This is a genomic window from Candidatus Thiosymbion oneisti, from assembly GCF_900092655.1.
In the GTDB taxonomy this organism is placed as follows: domain Bacteria; phylum Pseudomonadota; class Gammaproteobacteria; order Chromatiales; family Chromatiaceae; genus Thiosymbion; species Thiosymbion oneisti.
This window is the reverse complement of record NZ_FLUY01000477.1, coordinates 1-16793: the sequence shown is the minus strand read 5'-3', so window position 1 is coordinate 16793 and position 16793 is coordinate 1. Positions and strand designations below refer to the sequence as shown.

Here is a 16793-nt window from a genome sequence, read left to right as displayed (position 1 = left end):
AATCATGACTGAAAACCCCTTTGATTGATTTTGTAGATGAGTTATTCTACTCTAGCATTTAAAAAATACCACTACCCCATTGTCTTCTCGACGCCTGCCCGGAACTGCTCGATGCGGTGCTGGAGATGGCAGAGGCGTTCGGCCTCGATCCCCACTATGACTGGAATGCTGTTTGGGCGGAGGCGCAACGCATCGTCAAGGAGAGCGGCAGTGACTGGGCCAAGGGTGCCAAGGGCACGGCGCAAAAGAAGCTGTTCCGCGACTGCTTCACCGAGACCGATCCCGATGCCGAGCCGGTGATCGCCAAACAGGGCAAGCGGGCGCGGGCGATACGCTGGGCGGACCTGCCCAACCAGACCCTGCCGGATGGGATGGACATCGAAAATATCGATCATCTGTTCGGCGTCTATCCGGATCAGGATAGCAAGAAGCAGACCGAGTACGAGCCCGATCCCAAGCTCAAGGACTTCGAGAACATCCCCCTGAAAGAGGGCATTGTCAGCTACTTCCAGCGCGAGGTTCGGCCCTATGTGGCCGATGCCTGGATCGACCGCAAGGCCAGAGATGAACAGGACGGCGGTACAGGCAAAGTGGGCTACGAGATCAACTTCAACCGGGAGTTCTTCAAATACCAGCCACCGCGGCCGTTGGCGGAGATCGACACGGAGCTGGCGGCGGTGGAGAGGCGGATTATGGGGATGTTGCGGGAGGTGACGGAGTGAAGCCTGAATCCGTGCGACTCAAATTCATCTATCGGCTAGGATATGGTGACGCATTACTGAAAGATGAGGAAACGGTAGTGGTAGGTCGGGTTAGGCGCGTGCTTCGGTGTTCGGTCGGGTCACCAGATTTAGGCGCGCCGTAACCCGACAGACGATACGGCGAGCCAGCCTGGGATATCGGGTGACGGCGCGTTCAACCGTGGTTGCCCACGCCCGCCTAACCCGACCGACAAAACTTAAACTTAATGGCATTGAGTTTTACCTGGCGTACAAGGACAGGGCTACGCAGATTTCGCAGATGCCGTCTGCGAAATCGCTCTCCAACCGGAAATCTCAGGCGTTGTCTGGGAAATCGTTGTCGAATGAATCACCCTTGGCGATTTGGCGGATGCTGTCCGCGAAATCGGCTTTGCCGCTCAAGCTAAGCTGGTCGCAATATGTCTTTCTGATCTCCATCGACAACCCCGATGAACGCAGTTTCTATGAAATCGAGGCATCGGAAAACGGCTGGACGCTGCCCGAGCTAAAGCGTCAATTCAACTCCGGCCTCTACGAACGCCTCGCCCTCAGCCGCGACAAGGACGGTATACGCCAACTGGCGACGGAGGGTCAGCTTGTCAGTCACCCCGAAGACCTACTGAAGGAGCCCTACATACTCGAATTCCTCGGCTTGGACGTACAGGAGAAATACTCCGAATCCGACCTGGAATCCGCCATCATCGACAAACTCGAACACTTCCTGCTCGAACTGGGTAAGGGCTTTCTGTTCGAGTCCCGTCAGAAGCGTTTCACCTTCGACGAAGAGCATTTCTTTGTCGATCTGGTCTTTTTCAACCGCCTGCTGCACTGCTATGTGCTGATCGACTTGAAGATCGGCAAACTCAGTCACGGAGACCTCGGCCAGATGCAGATGTACGTCAACTACTTTGATCGTTTCGTCAAGCTGGAGGAAGAGGGTCCTACCATCGGCATCCTGCTATGTAAAAAGAAACACGATGCCCTGGTGGAGATCACCTTGCCCAAGGACGCGAACATTCACGCTCGTGAATATCAACTCTATCTGCCTGACAAAGAGTTGTTGCGGAAGAAGTTGGAGGAATGGGGCGAGGAGGTGGAGGAATGAACATCAATTCTTGCCCGGAAGACAGGAAAGGGCCTATCTCCAATCCGCAGATTACGTGGATGCGGACGGATAGCTCCTTTGCAATCGGTGGATAAAGTGGCCGTGCGATTACCGGTGTCGGGTTACGGCGCGTTCAAATCCGTTTGTATACCTCGGTATCGGAAGACGCGCCTAACCCGACCTACAGGGTTGCCGCTTCTATCATAGAATGTAGGTCGGGTTAGGCGCGCAGTCATAGATTGCATTGGGCAAACGAGTCCGAACGCACCGTAACCCGACATACGACCATCGGCAGAGATCGACGCCGAGTTGGCGGCGGTGGAGAGGCGGATTATGGGGATGTTGCGGGAGGTGACGGAGTGACAAACCGACCGCCACGAAATGTAGGTCGGGTTAGCGCAGCGTAACCCGACAACGAGCCGACAAGGAAATCAAAATGGAATATCGACGCGCATTCATCCCCGGAGGCTCCTTCTTCTTCACCCTGGTAACGGAAAAGAGGTGCCCCCTGTTCGACAATGAACACAATGTGGATGTCCCGCGCCAGGCATTTCGCAACGTCAAAGAAAAACGACCCTTCGACATCGAAGCCATCGTGATCATGCCGGACCATCTACATAGCATCTGGACTCTGCCGCCGGAAAATGCTGATTTCTCCACCCGCTGGCGACTCATCAAGACCTGGTTCGGCAAACATTGCTCGGCTGACCTGCGGGTAAATCCAGACCAGGCTCGTCAAAACAAAAACCAGCAGGCCGTATGGCAACATCGGTTCTGGGAACATGCCTTGCGGGACGAAACGGATTTCACGCGACACCTCGAGTACATCCATTACAACCCCGTCAAGCATGGCTATGTAGGCGCACCGAAGGATTGGCAGTACAGCAGTTTTCATCGATATGTCCGTGCCGGGACATATCCGGCCGCATGGGGAACGGGGACCCTTGATTTCGAAGGTATCGGCCATGAATGAACATCATAAAAGTTCCGTAGGTCGGGTTAGCCCGAAGGGCATAACCAAACGCAGCGGCGGTGCGATATCGGGCATTTTGTCGGGCTAGGCTGCGCTAACTCGACCTACAGCCTTTGCAATCGGCGGATAAAGTGGCCGCGCGATTACCGGTGTCGGGTTACGGCGCGTTCAAATCCGTTTGTATACCTCGGTATCGGAGACGCGCCTAACCCGACCTACAGGGTTGCCGCTTCTATCATAGAATGTAGGTCGGGTTAGGCGCGCATTCACAGATTGCATTGGCAAATGAGTCCGAACGCGCCGTAACCCGACATACGACCATTGGCGGAGATCGACGCCGAGCTGACGGCGGTGGAGAGTCGGATTATGAGAATGTTGCGGGAGGTTACGGAGTGAATACTTTGGATTTGCTCTCAGAGCTTCCGGCTAATTGGCAAGCAGTACCGTTAAAAAGTGTTTGCCAGTTTGCTGTCAACAATGTTGATAAACATTCGCATGAAGATGAGGTACCAGTTCGACTCTGCAATTATACAGATGTATATAAGAATGAGAAGGTATCTCCAAAGCTTGATCTCATGGTTGCAACCGCCACTAAAGAGGAAATTGCACAATTTCATCTTGATGTAGGTGATGTGGTGATAACGAAGGACTCTGAATCATGGAACGATATTGGAGTACCCGCCTATGTTGAAGCGACATCCGAGGACTTTATATGTGGCTATCACCTAGCATTCATTCGTCCAAACAAGGTTAAGTTGGATGGTCGATACTTGTTTCGGTGCATGCAATCGCGTCCAATCGCGCTCCAACTTGAGCTTGAAGCAGCAGGGGTAACGAGGTATGGAATACCAAAGGGCGCAATAGGGTCAGCAGTTTTGCCCCTCCCATCTTTTGAAAGGCAAAGAGGTATTGCAGATTACCTCGACTGCGAAACCGCCTACATCGATGCCTTGATCGCGGAAAAGGAACGCATGCTGGCCCTGCTGGAAGAGAAGCGCGCCACCCTCATCAGCCAGGCCGTGACCCGCGGCCTCGATCCCGATATTCCGCTCAAACCCTCCGGCCTGGATTGGCTGGGGGATATTCCGACGCATTGGGATATTGAGCGTGCAAAGAACGTCTTTTCAGTACGTGACGAACGTTCCGAGACAGGCGACGAAGAACTGTTGACCGTCTCGCACATCACTGGTGTGACACCTCGTTCCGATAAAGAAGTGTACATGTTCAAGGCCGATGATATGACCGGGTACAAGCGTTGTTATCCAAATGATCTGGTCATCAACACACTTTGGGCTTGGATGGGTGCCATGGGTGTAAGTCCTCTTTCTGGAATTATCAGCCCTGACTACCACGTTTATGAATCCAAGGGCCTGTTACTGCCAGAGTTTATGGAGTTGTTGTGCCGTTCCAAGCCCTTCGTTGCTGAGGTCAATCGCTGGTCGAAAGGTGTCTGGTCATCCAGGCTACGACTCTATCCCGAGAGTTTTTTCGAGATGCGTTTGCCTATTCCGCCGGAAGACGAGCAACGAGAAATCGTCAAGGCAGTCGAGGGCGAGGGAAAAAAGGGCAGAGAGCTGGCAGCCGCACTGAAAGAATCCATGGCACTTCTCAAAGAACGCCGATCCGCCTTGATCACCGCCGCCGTTACCGGTCAGATCGACTCCAGGGAAATGGCCGCATGAAGTTCGAAACCTTCAAAGCCGGCCGCTGGCAGCCGCGCTATCAGTACAAGAGCTTCGAGCCGACGCCGGTCAATTACGAACGGACCTGGGAGGAGCCGAGCATCAACGCCTTGCTGGAGCAAGCCACGAGGGCATTGGGCGAGCTGAATGCCTTTTCGCTTATCGTGCCCGATATCGATCTCTTCATCGAAATGCATGTGGTCAAGGAGGCGCAGTCTTCCAGCAAGATCGAGGGTACCCAAACCGGTATCGACGAGGCGCTAATGGCGGAAGAGTAGATCCGCCCGGAGAAGCGCGATGACTGGTGCGAGGTGCGCAACTATATCGAAGCGGTGAATACCGCGATAGCGGAGCTGCAAAGCTTGCCGCTGTCGAACCGGCTGTTGAAACAGACCCATGCCATCCTGATGCAGGGCGTGCGGGGCGAACACAAGCAGCCAGGCGAGTTTCGCTCAAGCCAGAACCGGATTGGCGGCTCCAACCTGACCGATGCCACTTTTATTCCGCCCCACCAGGACGGCGTGGCGGAGCTCATGGGCGATCTGGAGAAGTTCTGGCACAACGACTCGATCCTGGTGCCGCACCTGATCCGCGCCGCTATCAGCCATTACCAGTTCGAGACGATCCACCCTTTCCTGGACGGCAACGGGCGTATCGGACGCCTGCTGATTCCGCTCTATCTGGTCAGCCATGGGCTACTGGCCAAGCCTTCCCTGTATCTGTCGGACTTCTTCGAGCGTAATCGGGCAAGTTACTACGATGCCTTGATGCGGGTACGCGTGAGCAACGATCTGATCCATTGGGTGCGGTTTTTTCTCAATGGTGTTGCCCGGACCGCCACCAAGGGGCGGAAGGTGTTCCGGCAGATATTGGCCCTGCGAACCGAAGTGGAGCAGACCGCCATGGGGATGGGCAAACGGGCCGCATCGGCGCGACAGGCGCTGAATTTCCTTTATCGCAAGCCGGTGATCGAGGCCAGCGACCTGGAACAGGCGCTGGAGGTGAGCACCCCCACAGCCAATGCGCTGATCAAGGCATTGATAGAAAAGGGTATTTTGATCGAAATTGCAGGTCAGCAACGGGGCAGGGTCTACGCCCTCAATCGTTACCTTGATCTGTTCTTAAGTTAAGATAATTCAGCCATCTTTAACTAACAGGCGGGGCAAGTAAAGGATGGGAGCATGAAGCAAAAGGGAAGACACGCCGTGCCCAACACGCATTTCGTTGGGCACGGCGCGATATGGGCCGTCGGCTCGATCTCCGGCTCAGCAGTACGCGCCTTTGCCCAACCTACGAACCTGAATGGGGCTTTTCGAGCACCGAAACATACGCCGATGCCTCAAGGTAACTACTTGCTCTCTATCTATTTATCATTCGGTTGCCCTGCCGTCTTTCCCGAGGTGGCGCTGGATTTCATCCGCGCCACCCAGGCCAAGACCTGGGACAAGCTGGAAGTCCTGCACGGCGATAAGACCGGCGAGCGAGTGGCCGCCGTCACCGGCCAGATCGATCCCAAGGAAATGGCCGCATGACCAGCAAGCCCATCAATCCCTTCGACATCCTCCTGCGGCTCGACTGGGCCGAGGGCGACGACCTGGAGTTCAAATCGGCGCAGGGCGGTCTGCCGAAGAGTCTGTGGCAGACCTACAGCGCCATGGCCAACAGCCATGGCGGGGTGATCCTGCTTGGCGTGGAGAATGATGGCCAGGTCAGCGGCGTTAGTGAACCGCAAAGGCTCAAGAAAGCCTTCTGGGATACGATCAACAATCGCGGCAAGGTGAATCTCAACCTGTGTACCGATGCCGACCTGGCCGAGGTGCAACATGCGGATGGATTGATCCTCGCCATTCGCGTGCCGCAGGCAACCCGTTACCAGCGTCCGGTGTTCCTCGGCCAGAACCCGCTCACCGGCACCTATCGGCGCAACTATGAGGGCGACTACCGCTGCACCGAGCCGGAGGTCAGCCGGATGTTGTCCGACCGGGCCGAGGAGCCGGCCGACAGCGGGATACTGGAAGGCTTCGGAATGGAGGATCTGGACCTGCCCAGTCTGTACCAATATCGCCATCGCCTTGTTTCCCACAAACCGACCCATCCCTGGCTGAGTGAGGACGATGTGAGGTTTTTGGCCAAACTCGGCGGCTGGCGGCGCGACCGCAAGGCCGGAACCGAAGGGCTCACACTGGCCGGACTGCTGATGTTCGGCCGTGATGAAACCTTGCGTGAGGGGGCACCCGGTTACCATGTGGACTACCGGGAACGATTGTCCGATGACCCGGCAAAGCGTTGGAGTGACCGGCTCACAGCCGACGGTACCTGGCAGCCCAATCTGTTCCAGTTCTATTTGAAGGTGGCGCAACGTCTGATCGCCGACTTGAAACTGCCCTTCCAGCTCGACGCCGATCTTTTCCGCAGGGGAGAAACGGAGGTTCACGAGGCGATCCGCGAGGCCCTGGTCAATGCCCTGATCCACGCCGATTACCAGGGACAGGGTGGCATCGTGGTGGAGAAGCATCGCGATGCCTTCAAGTTTTCCAATCCCGGCACCTTGCTGGTCTCCTTCGATCAGCTGCTGCGCGGCAATGTCAGTGAGTGCCGCAACAAGGCACTGCAAACCATGTTCATGCTGATCGGCGCAGCCGAGAAAGCCGGTTCCGGGGTGGACAAGATGCGCCGGGGGTGGGCCTCGCAACATTGGCGTTCGCCGATGATCCACGAGCAGGTTCAACCGGAGCGGGTCAGTTGGCGTCTGCCGATGGTTAGCCTGATCCCGGACGAATCGCTGGCCAGGCTGGAAGCTCTCTTTGGTAGAAAATTCATTAAATTCAGCAAGAACGAAGTGCAGGCGCTGGTCACCGCCGATATCGAGAAGGTGGTCGACAACTCGCGTATGCGCCAGATCTGCACCATTCATGCCTCAGATGTAACCCGTCTGCTCCAAGGGCTGGTGGCGAAGGGTGCGTTGGTACAGGAAGGGCAAGGTCGGTGGAGCCGCTACCGGTTGCCCGATGTGAGTCACTCCGTACATAAGCACGGAGACTCCGTACATAAGGACGGGGACTCCGTACATAAGGACGGGGACTCCGTACATAAGGACGGGGACTCCGTACATAGGGACGGAGACTCCGTACATAGCGACACCCTGATGGTAATCGCCGCGCCGGCGAGGAATCAGCAACGATTGTCTCCAGAGGAGATGGAACGAATTATCCTTGAACTTTGCCAGGGAGGCTGGCTGACTCGCAATCAATTGGCTGAATTGTTGGATCGCCACCCGGACGGGCTGCGCTCCCGCTTTTTGACCCCTATGGTCGCACATGGACGCCTGCAGTTGCGTTATCCCGACAAACCCAACCGGGTGGATCAGGCCTACAGCGCAAAAGGGTCGGTTAAAGAAACGCCTGTTTCTTAAACCAGGCAGCCTGATAAGTGAAGAATGAGATCATGAAGCAGACATCGGAGGCCGCTTTCGAAACCACCATCGAAGATGTACTGCTCGCCCAAGGGTACGAGCAGCAGGATGCAAAATCCTTCGACCGCGAGCGGGCCATCTTTCCCGAGGTGGCGCTGGATTTCATCCGCGCCACCCAGGCCAAGACCTGGGACAAGCTGGAAGCCCTGCACGGCGACAAGACCGGCGAGCGGGTATTGGAGGCGCTCTGCAAGTGGATGGATCGAGAGGGTTCGCTGGCCACGCTGAGGCACGGCTTCAAATGCTTCGGCAAGACCTTGCGCATCGCCTTTTTTCGCCCGGCCCATGGCCTGAATCCCGATCTGGAGGCGCGTTACCAGGCCAACCGCCTGGGGTTGACCCGGCAGCTCCGTTTCAGCCCGAAGTCCGAGCAGTCGTTGGATGTGGCCTTGAGTGTGAACGGCGTCCCGGTGGTCACGCTGGAGCTGAAAAATCCCTTCAGCGGTCAGACGGTGGCCAATGCCATTCACCAGTATCGCAACGACCGTGACCCGCGGGAGAAGCTCTTCACGTTCAAGCAGCGCAGCCTGGTCCATTTCGCCGTGGATACCGAAGAGGTCCACATGGCGACCCGTCTTGCCGGGACCACGACCCATTTCCTGCCCTTCAATCGAGGCCGTGATGGCGGCGCGGGCAACGCGCCGGACCCGCGGGGGCGGAACTATCGCACCGCCTATCTCTGGGAAGAGGTGTTGCAGTACGACAGCCTGTTGGACCTGCTGGCGCGTTTCCTCCATCTCCAGGTGGGTGAAAGGATGTCGGACGAGGGCAAGAAGGTCCGCAAGGAGACGATGATCTTTCCCCGTTATCACCAGCTCCAGGCGGTCCGGCGGTTGGTCAGTGAAGCGACCGTGGAGGGCGTCGGCCACAACTATCTGGTGGAACACTCGGCGGGCAGCGGCAAGAGCAACACCATCGCCTGGTTGGCCCATCGTCTCTCGTCCCTGCACAACGCGGACGACGAGCGGGTATTCGACAGCGTGGTGGTGATTACCGACCGGGTGGTGCTCGACCGCCAGTTGCAGAACACTATCTACCAGTTCGACCACCGCCAGGGGGTGGTGCAGAAGATCGACGAGGATTCCCGGCAGTTGGCCGAGGCGCTGGCAGGCGGCGTGCCGATCATCATCACGACCTTGCAGAAGTTCCCTTTTGTCTCCGGGCAATTGATGAAGATGGCTGAGGAACGAGGTGAAGGGGCACGCAGTCATCTGCCGACCCGCAAATATGCAGTCATTATCGACGAGGCCCACAGCTCCCAGTCCGGCGAGACGGCGACGGAGCTGAAAGGGGTGCTTGGCGGTGCGGAGCTGCTCAAGAAGGCGAGAGAGGCCGCCCAGGACGAAGACGAGGTGGAACTGGAACCACTGTTTCACAGCATGGCCAAGCGCGGCCGTCAGCCCAATATGAGCTTTTTCGCCTTTACCGCCACGCCGAAGCACAAGACCTTGGCGATTTTCGGTCGCAATGGAGAACCTTCCCACTGCTACACCATGCGGCAGGCGATCGAGGAAGGGTTCATCTTGGATGTGCTCGCCAACTACGTCAGCTACAAGACCTACTATCGGCTGATCAAGGCATGCAAGGACGATCCCAATGTCGAGCGCAAGAAGGCCGCGCGGGCATTGGCGCGGTTCCTGCGGTTGCACCCCCACAATATCGCCCAGAAGACCGAGGTGATGGTCGAGCATTTCCACCAGCACACCCGGCACCGGATCGGGGAAAAAGCCAAGGCCATGGTGGTGACGGGTTCGCGGTTGGAGGCGGTGCGCTACAAGCAGTCGTTTGACCGCTACATCGGCAAAAAGGGCTATCCCATTAAGAGCCTGGTGGCCTTCTCCGGCACGGTCGAGGACGATCAGGCGCCGGATAAGACCTATACCGAGGTGGCGATGAACGGCGGTATCAGGGAGAAGGAGCTGCCGGAGGTTTTCGCCAAGCCTGATTACCGTGTCCTGCTGGTGGCGGAGAAGTACCAGACGGGCTTCGATCAGCCGTTGCTGCACACCATGTATGTGGATAAGCGCATCGCCGGTATCCAGGCCGTGCAGACCCTCTCCAGGCTCAACCGCCCCCATCCGTTGAAAGAAGATACCTTCGTTCTCGACTTTGTTAACAATCCTGACGAGATTCGAGAGGCATTCCGGCAGTATTACGAAGGCTCGGTGATGGGGGAGGAGGTCGATCCGGATCGTCTTTATGAGGTCAAAGGAGCGCTGGACGCTTCCGGAATTTGTCTACCGCAGGAGGTCGATGCCTTCGCCGCCATCTTTTTTGCGCCCAAGCGTCGGCAATCGCCATCCGACCACAAGAACATGAACGCCATACTCGATCGGGCGGTGGTACGTTTCCGGGATTTGCAGGAGCGGGAAGAGGAAGAAGTGGAGCTATGGCGAGGCAAGACCCAGGCATTTCGCAATCTCTATGCCTTTCTGAGCCAGGTCATTCCTTATCAAGACAGCGATCTGGAAAAGCTCTACACCTATTTGCGACATCTGGCGTCGAAGCTACCCAAGCGTAAGAGCGGCCCCGGATACCGGTTCGATGACGAGGTGGAGCTGGACTACTACCGGCTGCAAAAGATCGGCGAGGGATCGATCAGTCTGAATAAAGGATATGCAAAACCGCTGGATGGCCCCCGAGAGGTTGGAACCGGGATGGTTCGGGATGAAGACGTACCGCTCTCCAGTCTGATCGACATCATCAATGAGCGGTTTGGTTCCGAATTGACGGAAGCGGATCAACTCTTTTTCGACCAATTGGCCGAAGCGGCTGTATTGGATGACGCCCTGCGTCGCGCCGCCGAGGCCAATCCGTCCGACAAATTCCAGTTGGTGTTTCGTGAAGCCCTGGAGTCGCTCTTCATTGAACGGATGGATCTGAACGAGGAACTGTTCATCAACTATATGAGTAACCTTGAGTTGCAGGATGTGGTTTCGAAGTGGTTGGGAGATCAGGTCTATAAGCGGTTCTCAGATTCTTCCGACAAGCCAAATAGCTCTGCGACTTCTTGAAACACAGGGGACGGATTCTCTGACCGCCCGTCACGCCGCCTGCAAGCCGCGCGGCAAGCGGCGTGACGGGCTACGCCGGGCCGGAATTCGGGGCCGCCAGACTGCCTCTGCAAGCTACGGCAGACTGCCTCCGTGGTTCCGGTCAGCATCGTACCCTCCGGTTTCCGCCCGCGCTCCGCCACTATGCCCTTCGCCCTAAAAAATGTGGTGGTGGTAAATTTATAAGTGTTAAAGTAGAGAGATTCATCTTTTTGATCCCCTCTCCCCAATCCTCTCCCGGAGGGAGAGGGAGCATAGCGGCCAGTGCTGTTGGTCATGTTACAACTTAGATATTAACCGCCACCAAAAATGTGTCTATAATCTAGCGGGATCTGACACCTAACCTGTCCTACGGCGTGGCAGGCCGGGTGTGCGTGTAGCGGTGCCTCGCACAGTGGACACGCGCCACCTTATGGCATAAGGTGGTTAAGTATAGGAGGCTGGGTGTGCGTGTAGCGGTGCCTTGCCAGCGTGCGGCCTCGCTCTGCCGGCGTACCTCAATGGCCCCTTCTCGTTTTCCGAACCATTCACACGCGACGGGCATATAAAATGACCATGCCGAACAGAGTGATGACTGCACCCGATATGACTATCGAGGCACACCCCTCAGTGCGAGACATGACGAAAGGGGGATTGCGGGACGGTCGAGACACGGATGATGAGTACGACATGGAGGATCTTACCGAGTCGATCATACAGGGGTTGCGGGAGGTGTACGCCTATAAGCGGGGAGAGATTTATCTACCGACGTTCGATGAATTCGTAAAAGAACTCGCAGATGAAAAAACGTGAGGTCCGCTTATCGCCTGCCATGCAGCGGGCGATACGCAGGCTTTCCAAGCGTTTCCCCCATATCATGGACGATCTCAAACCGCTCTTGAACAACCTCGAAACCGGTGAGAACCCCGGTGATGCCCTCTCCGGCTTTTCACGCCGCGTCTACAAAGTCCGCGTTCCCTCCTCCGACCAACGCAGAGGCAAACGTGGAGGATTTCGCGTTGTTTATTACTTGGTGAGCGAAGACCACCGAGTTTACCTACTTACCATGTACGCTAAATCACGTCAGGAAAATATACGGACGGAAAAGATCAACTCCTTGATCCAACAGCTTAATCTTTAGGAAGCGCTTAAAAGGAGTTCACCACTACGCCGATGCGAATTCCTCTGCGTCGGTGAGCTTGCGTCCGATGTCCGCGCGCCAGGTCTGACCGATCCCTTCGCGCCAGCAACCGAACGCGCCGGCAGGGATGCCGTCCGAGTGCAGGATGTACCAGCCGGCATCGTCACCGTGCTTGCCGTCGGTTGGGTAGCGGTGCAGCCGTCCGTCCGCCTCGATGGTTTCAGGGGCAAGTAGCCCTGCCGAAGCGATGGCATCTCCGAATGCGGAAACTGCGTCAGACATGGCGCAGCCCTCCCCGTTGAATAAGCCAGTCCGCCACGGCTACCGGGAGCCATCCTTTCAACGCCAAGGTGACGATTGCCGCTTTGATGCGGGATGCAAGGCGGGTAGCATTGCCGGTGGAATCTTGTGTCAGGACCGTCGTGCTGGTGCCCACCAGCGGATGGCCTTTTTCTTCCCTTTCCTCGATTGCCGCGATAATGATTTCGGTCCAATCATCTCTTATTCGTTTAGTTCCCTGTGTGGGATAATTGTCTTCTGTTCAGATGGTGAAGCAAAATCATCTGCATCTAGTTTGTCCGGCTGTAATTGTTCAGTCCCCTGCTTGGTTTTCTGTGAAGGAATGGGTGAATTGGTTACAAGTTTTTGGCCGAGAATCTCTGCAATCCGCCTCACGAGGTTCTGGAACGGCTGCTGGTCTGTAGCGCCATTCCAGCCAATGAGGTCATACGTCTGAAGCTCTCCGAATCCGAAAGGCGGCTCCACCCGATCGATGTAAATAGGCAGCAAGACACCGTGGTTTTTCGCATCTTCTGCTTCTTCACGTACATAGTCGGAAGAAATGGAATTCTTGCTCCATGCAACGATGACGTAGCGAGACGCCCTCAGATTCTCGGGAATATGATCGCGCCATCTCTCCCCTGCCGGTACCTTTCTGTCCCAGAACACGGACCAACCGGCGGTCTCCAGCGCATCGACTAAGGGGCGCAAACGCTCCCTATCATCAGTTGCGTAACTGATGAAGATGTCATTCTTGGCACGGGAGGAGGTCTGAACGGTTACTGTCTCGGGGGGTATGGAGTCGTGCTGACCTTTATCTTCCGGTTCCGGCGGTTGGTTCTGTTGGTCTTCTTTCAGTTCTGGCAGTGTGGGTGCATCGGCTACAGCTTTCGGTCTGCATATCTCTTCCGGCAGCAAGTGCGGGAAATGCCTTTTGGCGAGATCAAGCCAGGGGATATGTATTTTGTGATTGATTGCCCATCGCACAAACTCGCTTGGTAGTAGCTTCTCTTCTTTCGATAGATCACTGGCAAACCAAATGGGCAGTATTCTCTGGCAGGTATTGGTGAGATGCTCATCAATCTCCCAAACAAGATGACGGTCTTGTTCAGCCTCAAAATTGAATCTATATAAGGTGTCATGTACACCTCTGTTTAGCTGAGGGGCTCCAAATTCAGTAATTGCCAAACCGTCAAGACGAAGCAGGATCGAATGATAAGGAGGCTCGAAACTTTCCAAATGGGAGGGATCGCAACTTTCCGAAGCAGTTGTCCGTTTCCGGCGGGCTATGGCGTCTTCGATCAGAGCGTTAACATGGGACTTAGCCCTATTGTCTAACACCCTATTTAATGCTCTTCTTCCTTCTGGTTGTATCAAATCGTACAGGTTCATTCCGCCAGTCAGGGCCATAGGGCAGAACCCGGCAAGCAAGGTAAGTCCCACCTCCGCAGACCAAGTTTCAAGTTTGGCATAATTACTGATTAAGATAGGCGGGCACTCCCCCGCGAGGACGGTCATTATAAGGATATTATTTTCTTTCTCAGAGAGAGGGGTGGGATGAATCATTGTCTCTTCAATCTCTCTCCCCATGGCGCTTATATCATCTGTCGAAATATCAGGAGGCACGGAAATCCCTGGGAGGAACTCAATCGGGTCGTAATACGACATAGGCTTACCTTCTTCGGTGCACCTTCATAGAAAGGGGCCAAGCCAAGGCGGGTGAAGGAAACCGCCTTTTCGGGGGCCAACCTAGACTTGGCGTAACTTAGTCTTTGTCTCAATCGCCGGTCTGAGTCCTCTCAGCCGTCGGTAAGCTGGTCACTGGCGTCTTGGTTACGAACTCCGCCCATGCCTGCATCATCCAGGCACGCTTAGCGAACAGGTCCCCGCGTCGGTAGGCGGCCTCGACCTTGTTCTCGATGACATAGGCCAGGGCCATCTCCGCCACGTTGCGGGGGAAGCTCGATACCTCGCCGCTCCAGTCCCGAAAGCTGGAACGAAAGCCATGGGGCACATAGTTGCCGCGTTCGCAGTTGACGCCGTACCCCATTCCCCGCATTAACTGGAGCAACGCCATATTCGACAGCGGTCTACCCTGTCTCATGCCGGGGAACAGGTAGAGGTTGCCGTGAATCCGTGGCAGGGCCTCCAGTATGTCCAGGACCGCATCCGACAGCGGGACGCGGTGCTCACGTCCGGATTTCATCCGGGATTCGGGTATGGTCCAGGTCCGGGCCTCCAGGTCGATTTCCTCCCATCGGGCTTTCAGGGTCTCACTGGTCCGGGTGACGGTCAGGATCAGGAATTGCAGCGCCAGGGAAGGAACGCCCGGATTGCCCGCCAACTCGACCATGAACGCGGGCAGGTCTTCATAGGGCATGGCGGGATAATGTATGGACTGCTTGATCCTGGAGGGCCTGGGTAACAGCTGGTCCAGGTGTCCCCGCCAACGGGCCGGGTTGGTCTGGTCCCGGTAGCCGTGCGCCGCCGCGTAGTCCAGGATGTTCTCGACGCGCCCCTGCACCCGCTTGGCGGTCTCGGTCTTGCTGATCCAGATCGGCTTTAAGATCGCCAGCACATCCTCCGTGTCGATCTTGTCTACCGGCTTTGATCCGATGATGGGGGCCGCGTAGGTCTTGAGGCTACGCGGCCAGGTGCGCGCGTGGCGGATGTTGCGCCAGCCGTGCCGGTGTTCTCGGATGTATTGGGCCGCGCAGGTGGTGAAGGTGGGCATCTTCTCCGTTTCGGCCTGGGCTTGGGCGCGCGCTTCGATGGGGTCAACCCCGGCCTTCGCCTGCTTTCGATGCTCGGTGGCCTTGTCGCGGGCCTCGCCAAGACTCACGTCCGGGAAGCCGCCTAACCCCATCTCCCGGCGCTTGCCCTCGATGGTGTAACGCAATACCCATTTCTTACTCCCGGTGCGCGAAACGACGAGCCGTAACCCCGCGCCGTCCTCATGCTTGCCGGGGCCAGCAATCGCCGCTTTGCACGCCGTGAGCTTGCCCACAACTCAGCCTAATGTGCGCAGGGCATCAGCGAACCGGGAAACCGTATCCGACGCGCCGGTGGGGTGGATTACCCGCAGGTCCTTCTTAACCGACTTTCCCCGTGTTGCTCGGAGCTCTTGGACGGCGGATAACCGCTCGATCTCGCCAAAGGCAGCAAGCCCGATCAGCAGGGCCTCCCGGATGCCGGCGATGGTTTCATTGTTGAGAGACAGAGTAGAATTGACAGTAGCCATGGCCGAACCTCCGTAACAGGTTGGGTTGTGGTTAGGGCCTCGGTGCGGTGCCAGCCGCGTCGGGGCCTGCTTCCTTTGGGGGAACGGCCCCCAATGGGTCCCCCCCTTAGAACGGGGAACAGAGACGATTATAGCGGAAGTTGACGGAATGTACAGCAGTGTAATATGCTGTAGGGAAAAGATATTTCTGATTTCAGCGGAAGTCGGCGAAACTGTTATCGGTGGTCCTCGGCTCCACCACCCGCCCTCCCATCACCTGCCCTCCCATCACCTGCCCTCGTAGCTCAGCAGGATAGAGCGATCGCCTCCTAAGCGATAGGTCACAGGTTCGAATCCTGTCGAGGGCACCATCGAACCGAGCCCGGCAATCCTGAATGATTCGGCGTTGTCCGGAGGGAAAAGATCCCTCCTGCGTCGGGACAGGGTTTGACGGGTTGCGTTCGACGCCCAAAGGCTCGGATCGTCTGCAGGTCAGTGCCGGCGTCTTAACGCAACCTACACCCAAATGCGGACGGGACGTCCGCGGTCCCAGACGGCGAGACGCCACTTCTAGCTGGGACCGCGGGCGTCCCCGCCCGCAAAGCGAGCCCATCCACAAGCCGAGCCCGCCGGCAATCCGGCAACCAAAGCGTCATTCCGGCGGGGACGCCGGCATCCGGTTGTCGGGGATGGCAAAACCGCGGGAACCGGCAATGCCCGATGTCGGCATCGGCGAGTGGGTTGGGTTAGGCGCGCTGTCCGATCCCGAAGTACAGCGACAGGGCCAAACGCGCCGTAACCCAACACGATGCTAGGGTCACCAACGCTTCGGCTCGAAACCGGGCCGGTTCTTAACCTCCATGAGTTCATCGCCGACCGCCAGTACCAGAAAACCCTGTTTCTCCGCATAGGTGAGCACGTTCTTTTCTACGCTGAGACTGGCAAGGATTCCCACCAAGGGCAGGGCATCGTGCTCAGGAAAGAAGGTCCGGAACTCGGCGATGTCGGCTATGAAGCCGTCCACGTCGGTGCTGCGCAGGGTCGCCTTGGTGCTGTTGAGGCAGACGCAATCGGGGGTGACCACCAGGGCGTCGAATTCCTTCACGCGCCCGTCGGGTAAACGGCGCTTGAGCCGCACCATGAGGTCAT

Annotated in this window: 15 protein-coding genes, 1 tRNA gene and 1 pseudogene; 12 read left to right on the top strand and 5 right to left on the bottom strand. The window is 56.9% G+C overall.

Features of this window, described 5'->3' with window-relative positions:
- The first annotated feature begins 125 nt into the window (after positions 1–125).
- The 11 genes from BQ17_RS04685 (at position 126) to BQ17_RS04640 (ending at position 12145) form a co-directional block, all read left to right on the top strand.
- Entirely contained in the window at positions 126–722 is a 597-nt protein-coding gene (locus tag BQ17_RS04685; protein WP_141699106.1) for a hypothetical protein, read from the top strand.
- Between the two features lie 388 nt (positions 723–1110).
- Positions 1111–1845, top strand: a complete 735-nt coding sequence (locus BQ17_RS04680; protein ID WP_218068099.1) for a PDDEXK nuclease domain-containing protein — start codon at positions 1111–1113, stop codon at positions 1843–1845.
- Between the two features lie 436 nt (positions 1846–2281).
- Entirely contained in the window at positions 2282–2818 is a 537-nt protein-coding gene (locus BQ17_RS04675; RefSeq protein ID WP_089724712.1) for an REP-associated tyrosine transposase, read from the top strand.
- A gap of 392 nt (positions 2819–3210) precedes the next feature.
- Positions 3211–4500, top strand: a complete 1290-nt coding sequence (locus tag BQ17_RS04670) for a restriction endonuclease subunit S (protein WP_141699105.1) — start codon at positions 3211–3213, stop codon at positions 4498–4500.
- Complete coding sequence (locus BQ17_RS22375; protein ID WP_218068098.1) at positions 4497–4778, top strand: Fic/DOC family N-terminal domain-containing protein; 282 nt, start codon at positions 4497–4499, stop codon at positions 4776–4778. The genes BQ17_RS04670 and BQ17_RS22375 overlap by 4 nt, the downstream gene beginning before the upstream one ends.
- A 33-nt stretch (positions 4779–4811) precedes the next feature.
- Positions 4812–5630: a Fic family protein gene (locus tag BQ17_RS04665; RefSeq protein ID WP_218068097.1), complete on the top strand. Its 819-nt coding sequence runs from the start codon at positions 4812–4814 to the stop codon at positions 5628–5630.
- 51 nt (positions 5631–5681) lie between these two features.
- Entirely contained in the window at positions 5682–6032 is a 351-nt protein-coding gene (locus BQ17_RS20270; protein ID WP_141699104.1) for a hypothetical protein, read from the top strand.
- Positions 6029–7912: an RNA/DNA-binding domain-containing protein gene (locus BQ17_RS04655; protein ID WP_089724706.1), complete on the top strand. Its 1884-nt coding sequence runs from the start codon at positions 6029–6031 to the stop codon at positions 7910–7912. The genes BQ17_RS20270 and BQ17_RS04655 overlap by 4 nt, the downstream gene beginning before the upstream one ends.
- Positions 7913–7944: 32 nt before the next feature.
- A complete protein-coding gene (locus BQ17_RS04650; protein WP_089724704.1) occupies positions 7945–10986 on the top strand; it encodes a type I restriction endonuclease subunit R in 3042 nt (1013 codons plus the stop codon).
- Positions 10987–11595: 609 nt separating this feature from the next.
- A complete protein-coding gene (locus BQ17_RS04645; RefSeq protein ID WP_141699103.1) occupies positions 11596–11817 on the top strand; it encodes a hypothetical protein in 222 nt (73 codons plus the stop codon).
- Complete coding sequence (locus BQ17_RS04640; protein WP_141699102.1) at positions 11804–12145, top strand: type II toxin-antitoxin system RelE/ParE family toxin; 342 nt, start codon at positions 11804–11806, stop codon at positions 12143–12145. Before BQ17_RS04645 ends, BQ17_RS04640 begins: the two co-directional genes overlap by 14 nt.
- Before the next feature lie 24 nt (positions 12146–12169).
- Here the strand turns inward: BQ17_RS04640 and BQ17_RS04635 are convergent, their stop codons facing one another.
- The 4 genes from BQ17_RS04635 to BQ17_RS04620 all read right to left on the bottom strand — a co-directional run bounded on the left by BQ17_RS04635 (position 12170) and on the right by BQ17_RS04620 (position 15665).
- Complete coding sequence (locus tag BQ17_RS04635; protein WP_089724698.1) at positions 12170–12427, bottom strand: hypothetical protein; 258 nt, start codon at positions 12425–12427, stop codon at positions 12170–12172.
- A 219-nt stretch (positions 12428–12646) separates the two neighbouring features.
- The gene (locus BQ17_RS04630; RefSeq protein WP_089724697.1) at positions 12647–14092 is read right to left on the bottom strand and encodes a toll/interleukin-1 receptor domain-containing protein; all 1446 of its coding nucleotides are present in this window, start codon (positions 14090–14092) and stop codon (positions 12647–12649) included.
- A gap of 109 nt (positions 14093–14201) precedes the next feature.
- Entirely contained in the window at positions 14202–15431 is a 1230-nt protein-coding gene (locus BQ17_RS04625) for a tyrosine-type recombinase/integrase (RefSeq protein WP_089724695.1), read from the bottom strand.
- Between the two features lie 3 nt (positions 15432–15434).
- Entirely contained in the window at positions 15435–15665 is a 231-nt protein-coding gene (locus BQ17_RS04620) for a hypothetical protein (protein WP_089724693.1), read from the bottom strand.
- A 273-nt stretch (positions 15666–15938) separates the two neighbouring features.
- Here BQ17_RS04620 and BQ17_RS04615 point away from each other — a divergent pair.
- A tRNA-Arg gene (locus BQ17_RS04615) sits at positions 15939–16015 on the top strand.
- 446 nt (positions 16016–16461) lie between these two features.
- On the opposite strand, the pseudogene BQ17_RS21480 reads toward BQ17_RS04615, so the two are convergent.
- Positions 16462–16793, bottom strand: a pseudogene (locus BQ17_RS21480) (hypothetical protein); the annotation flags it as partial.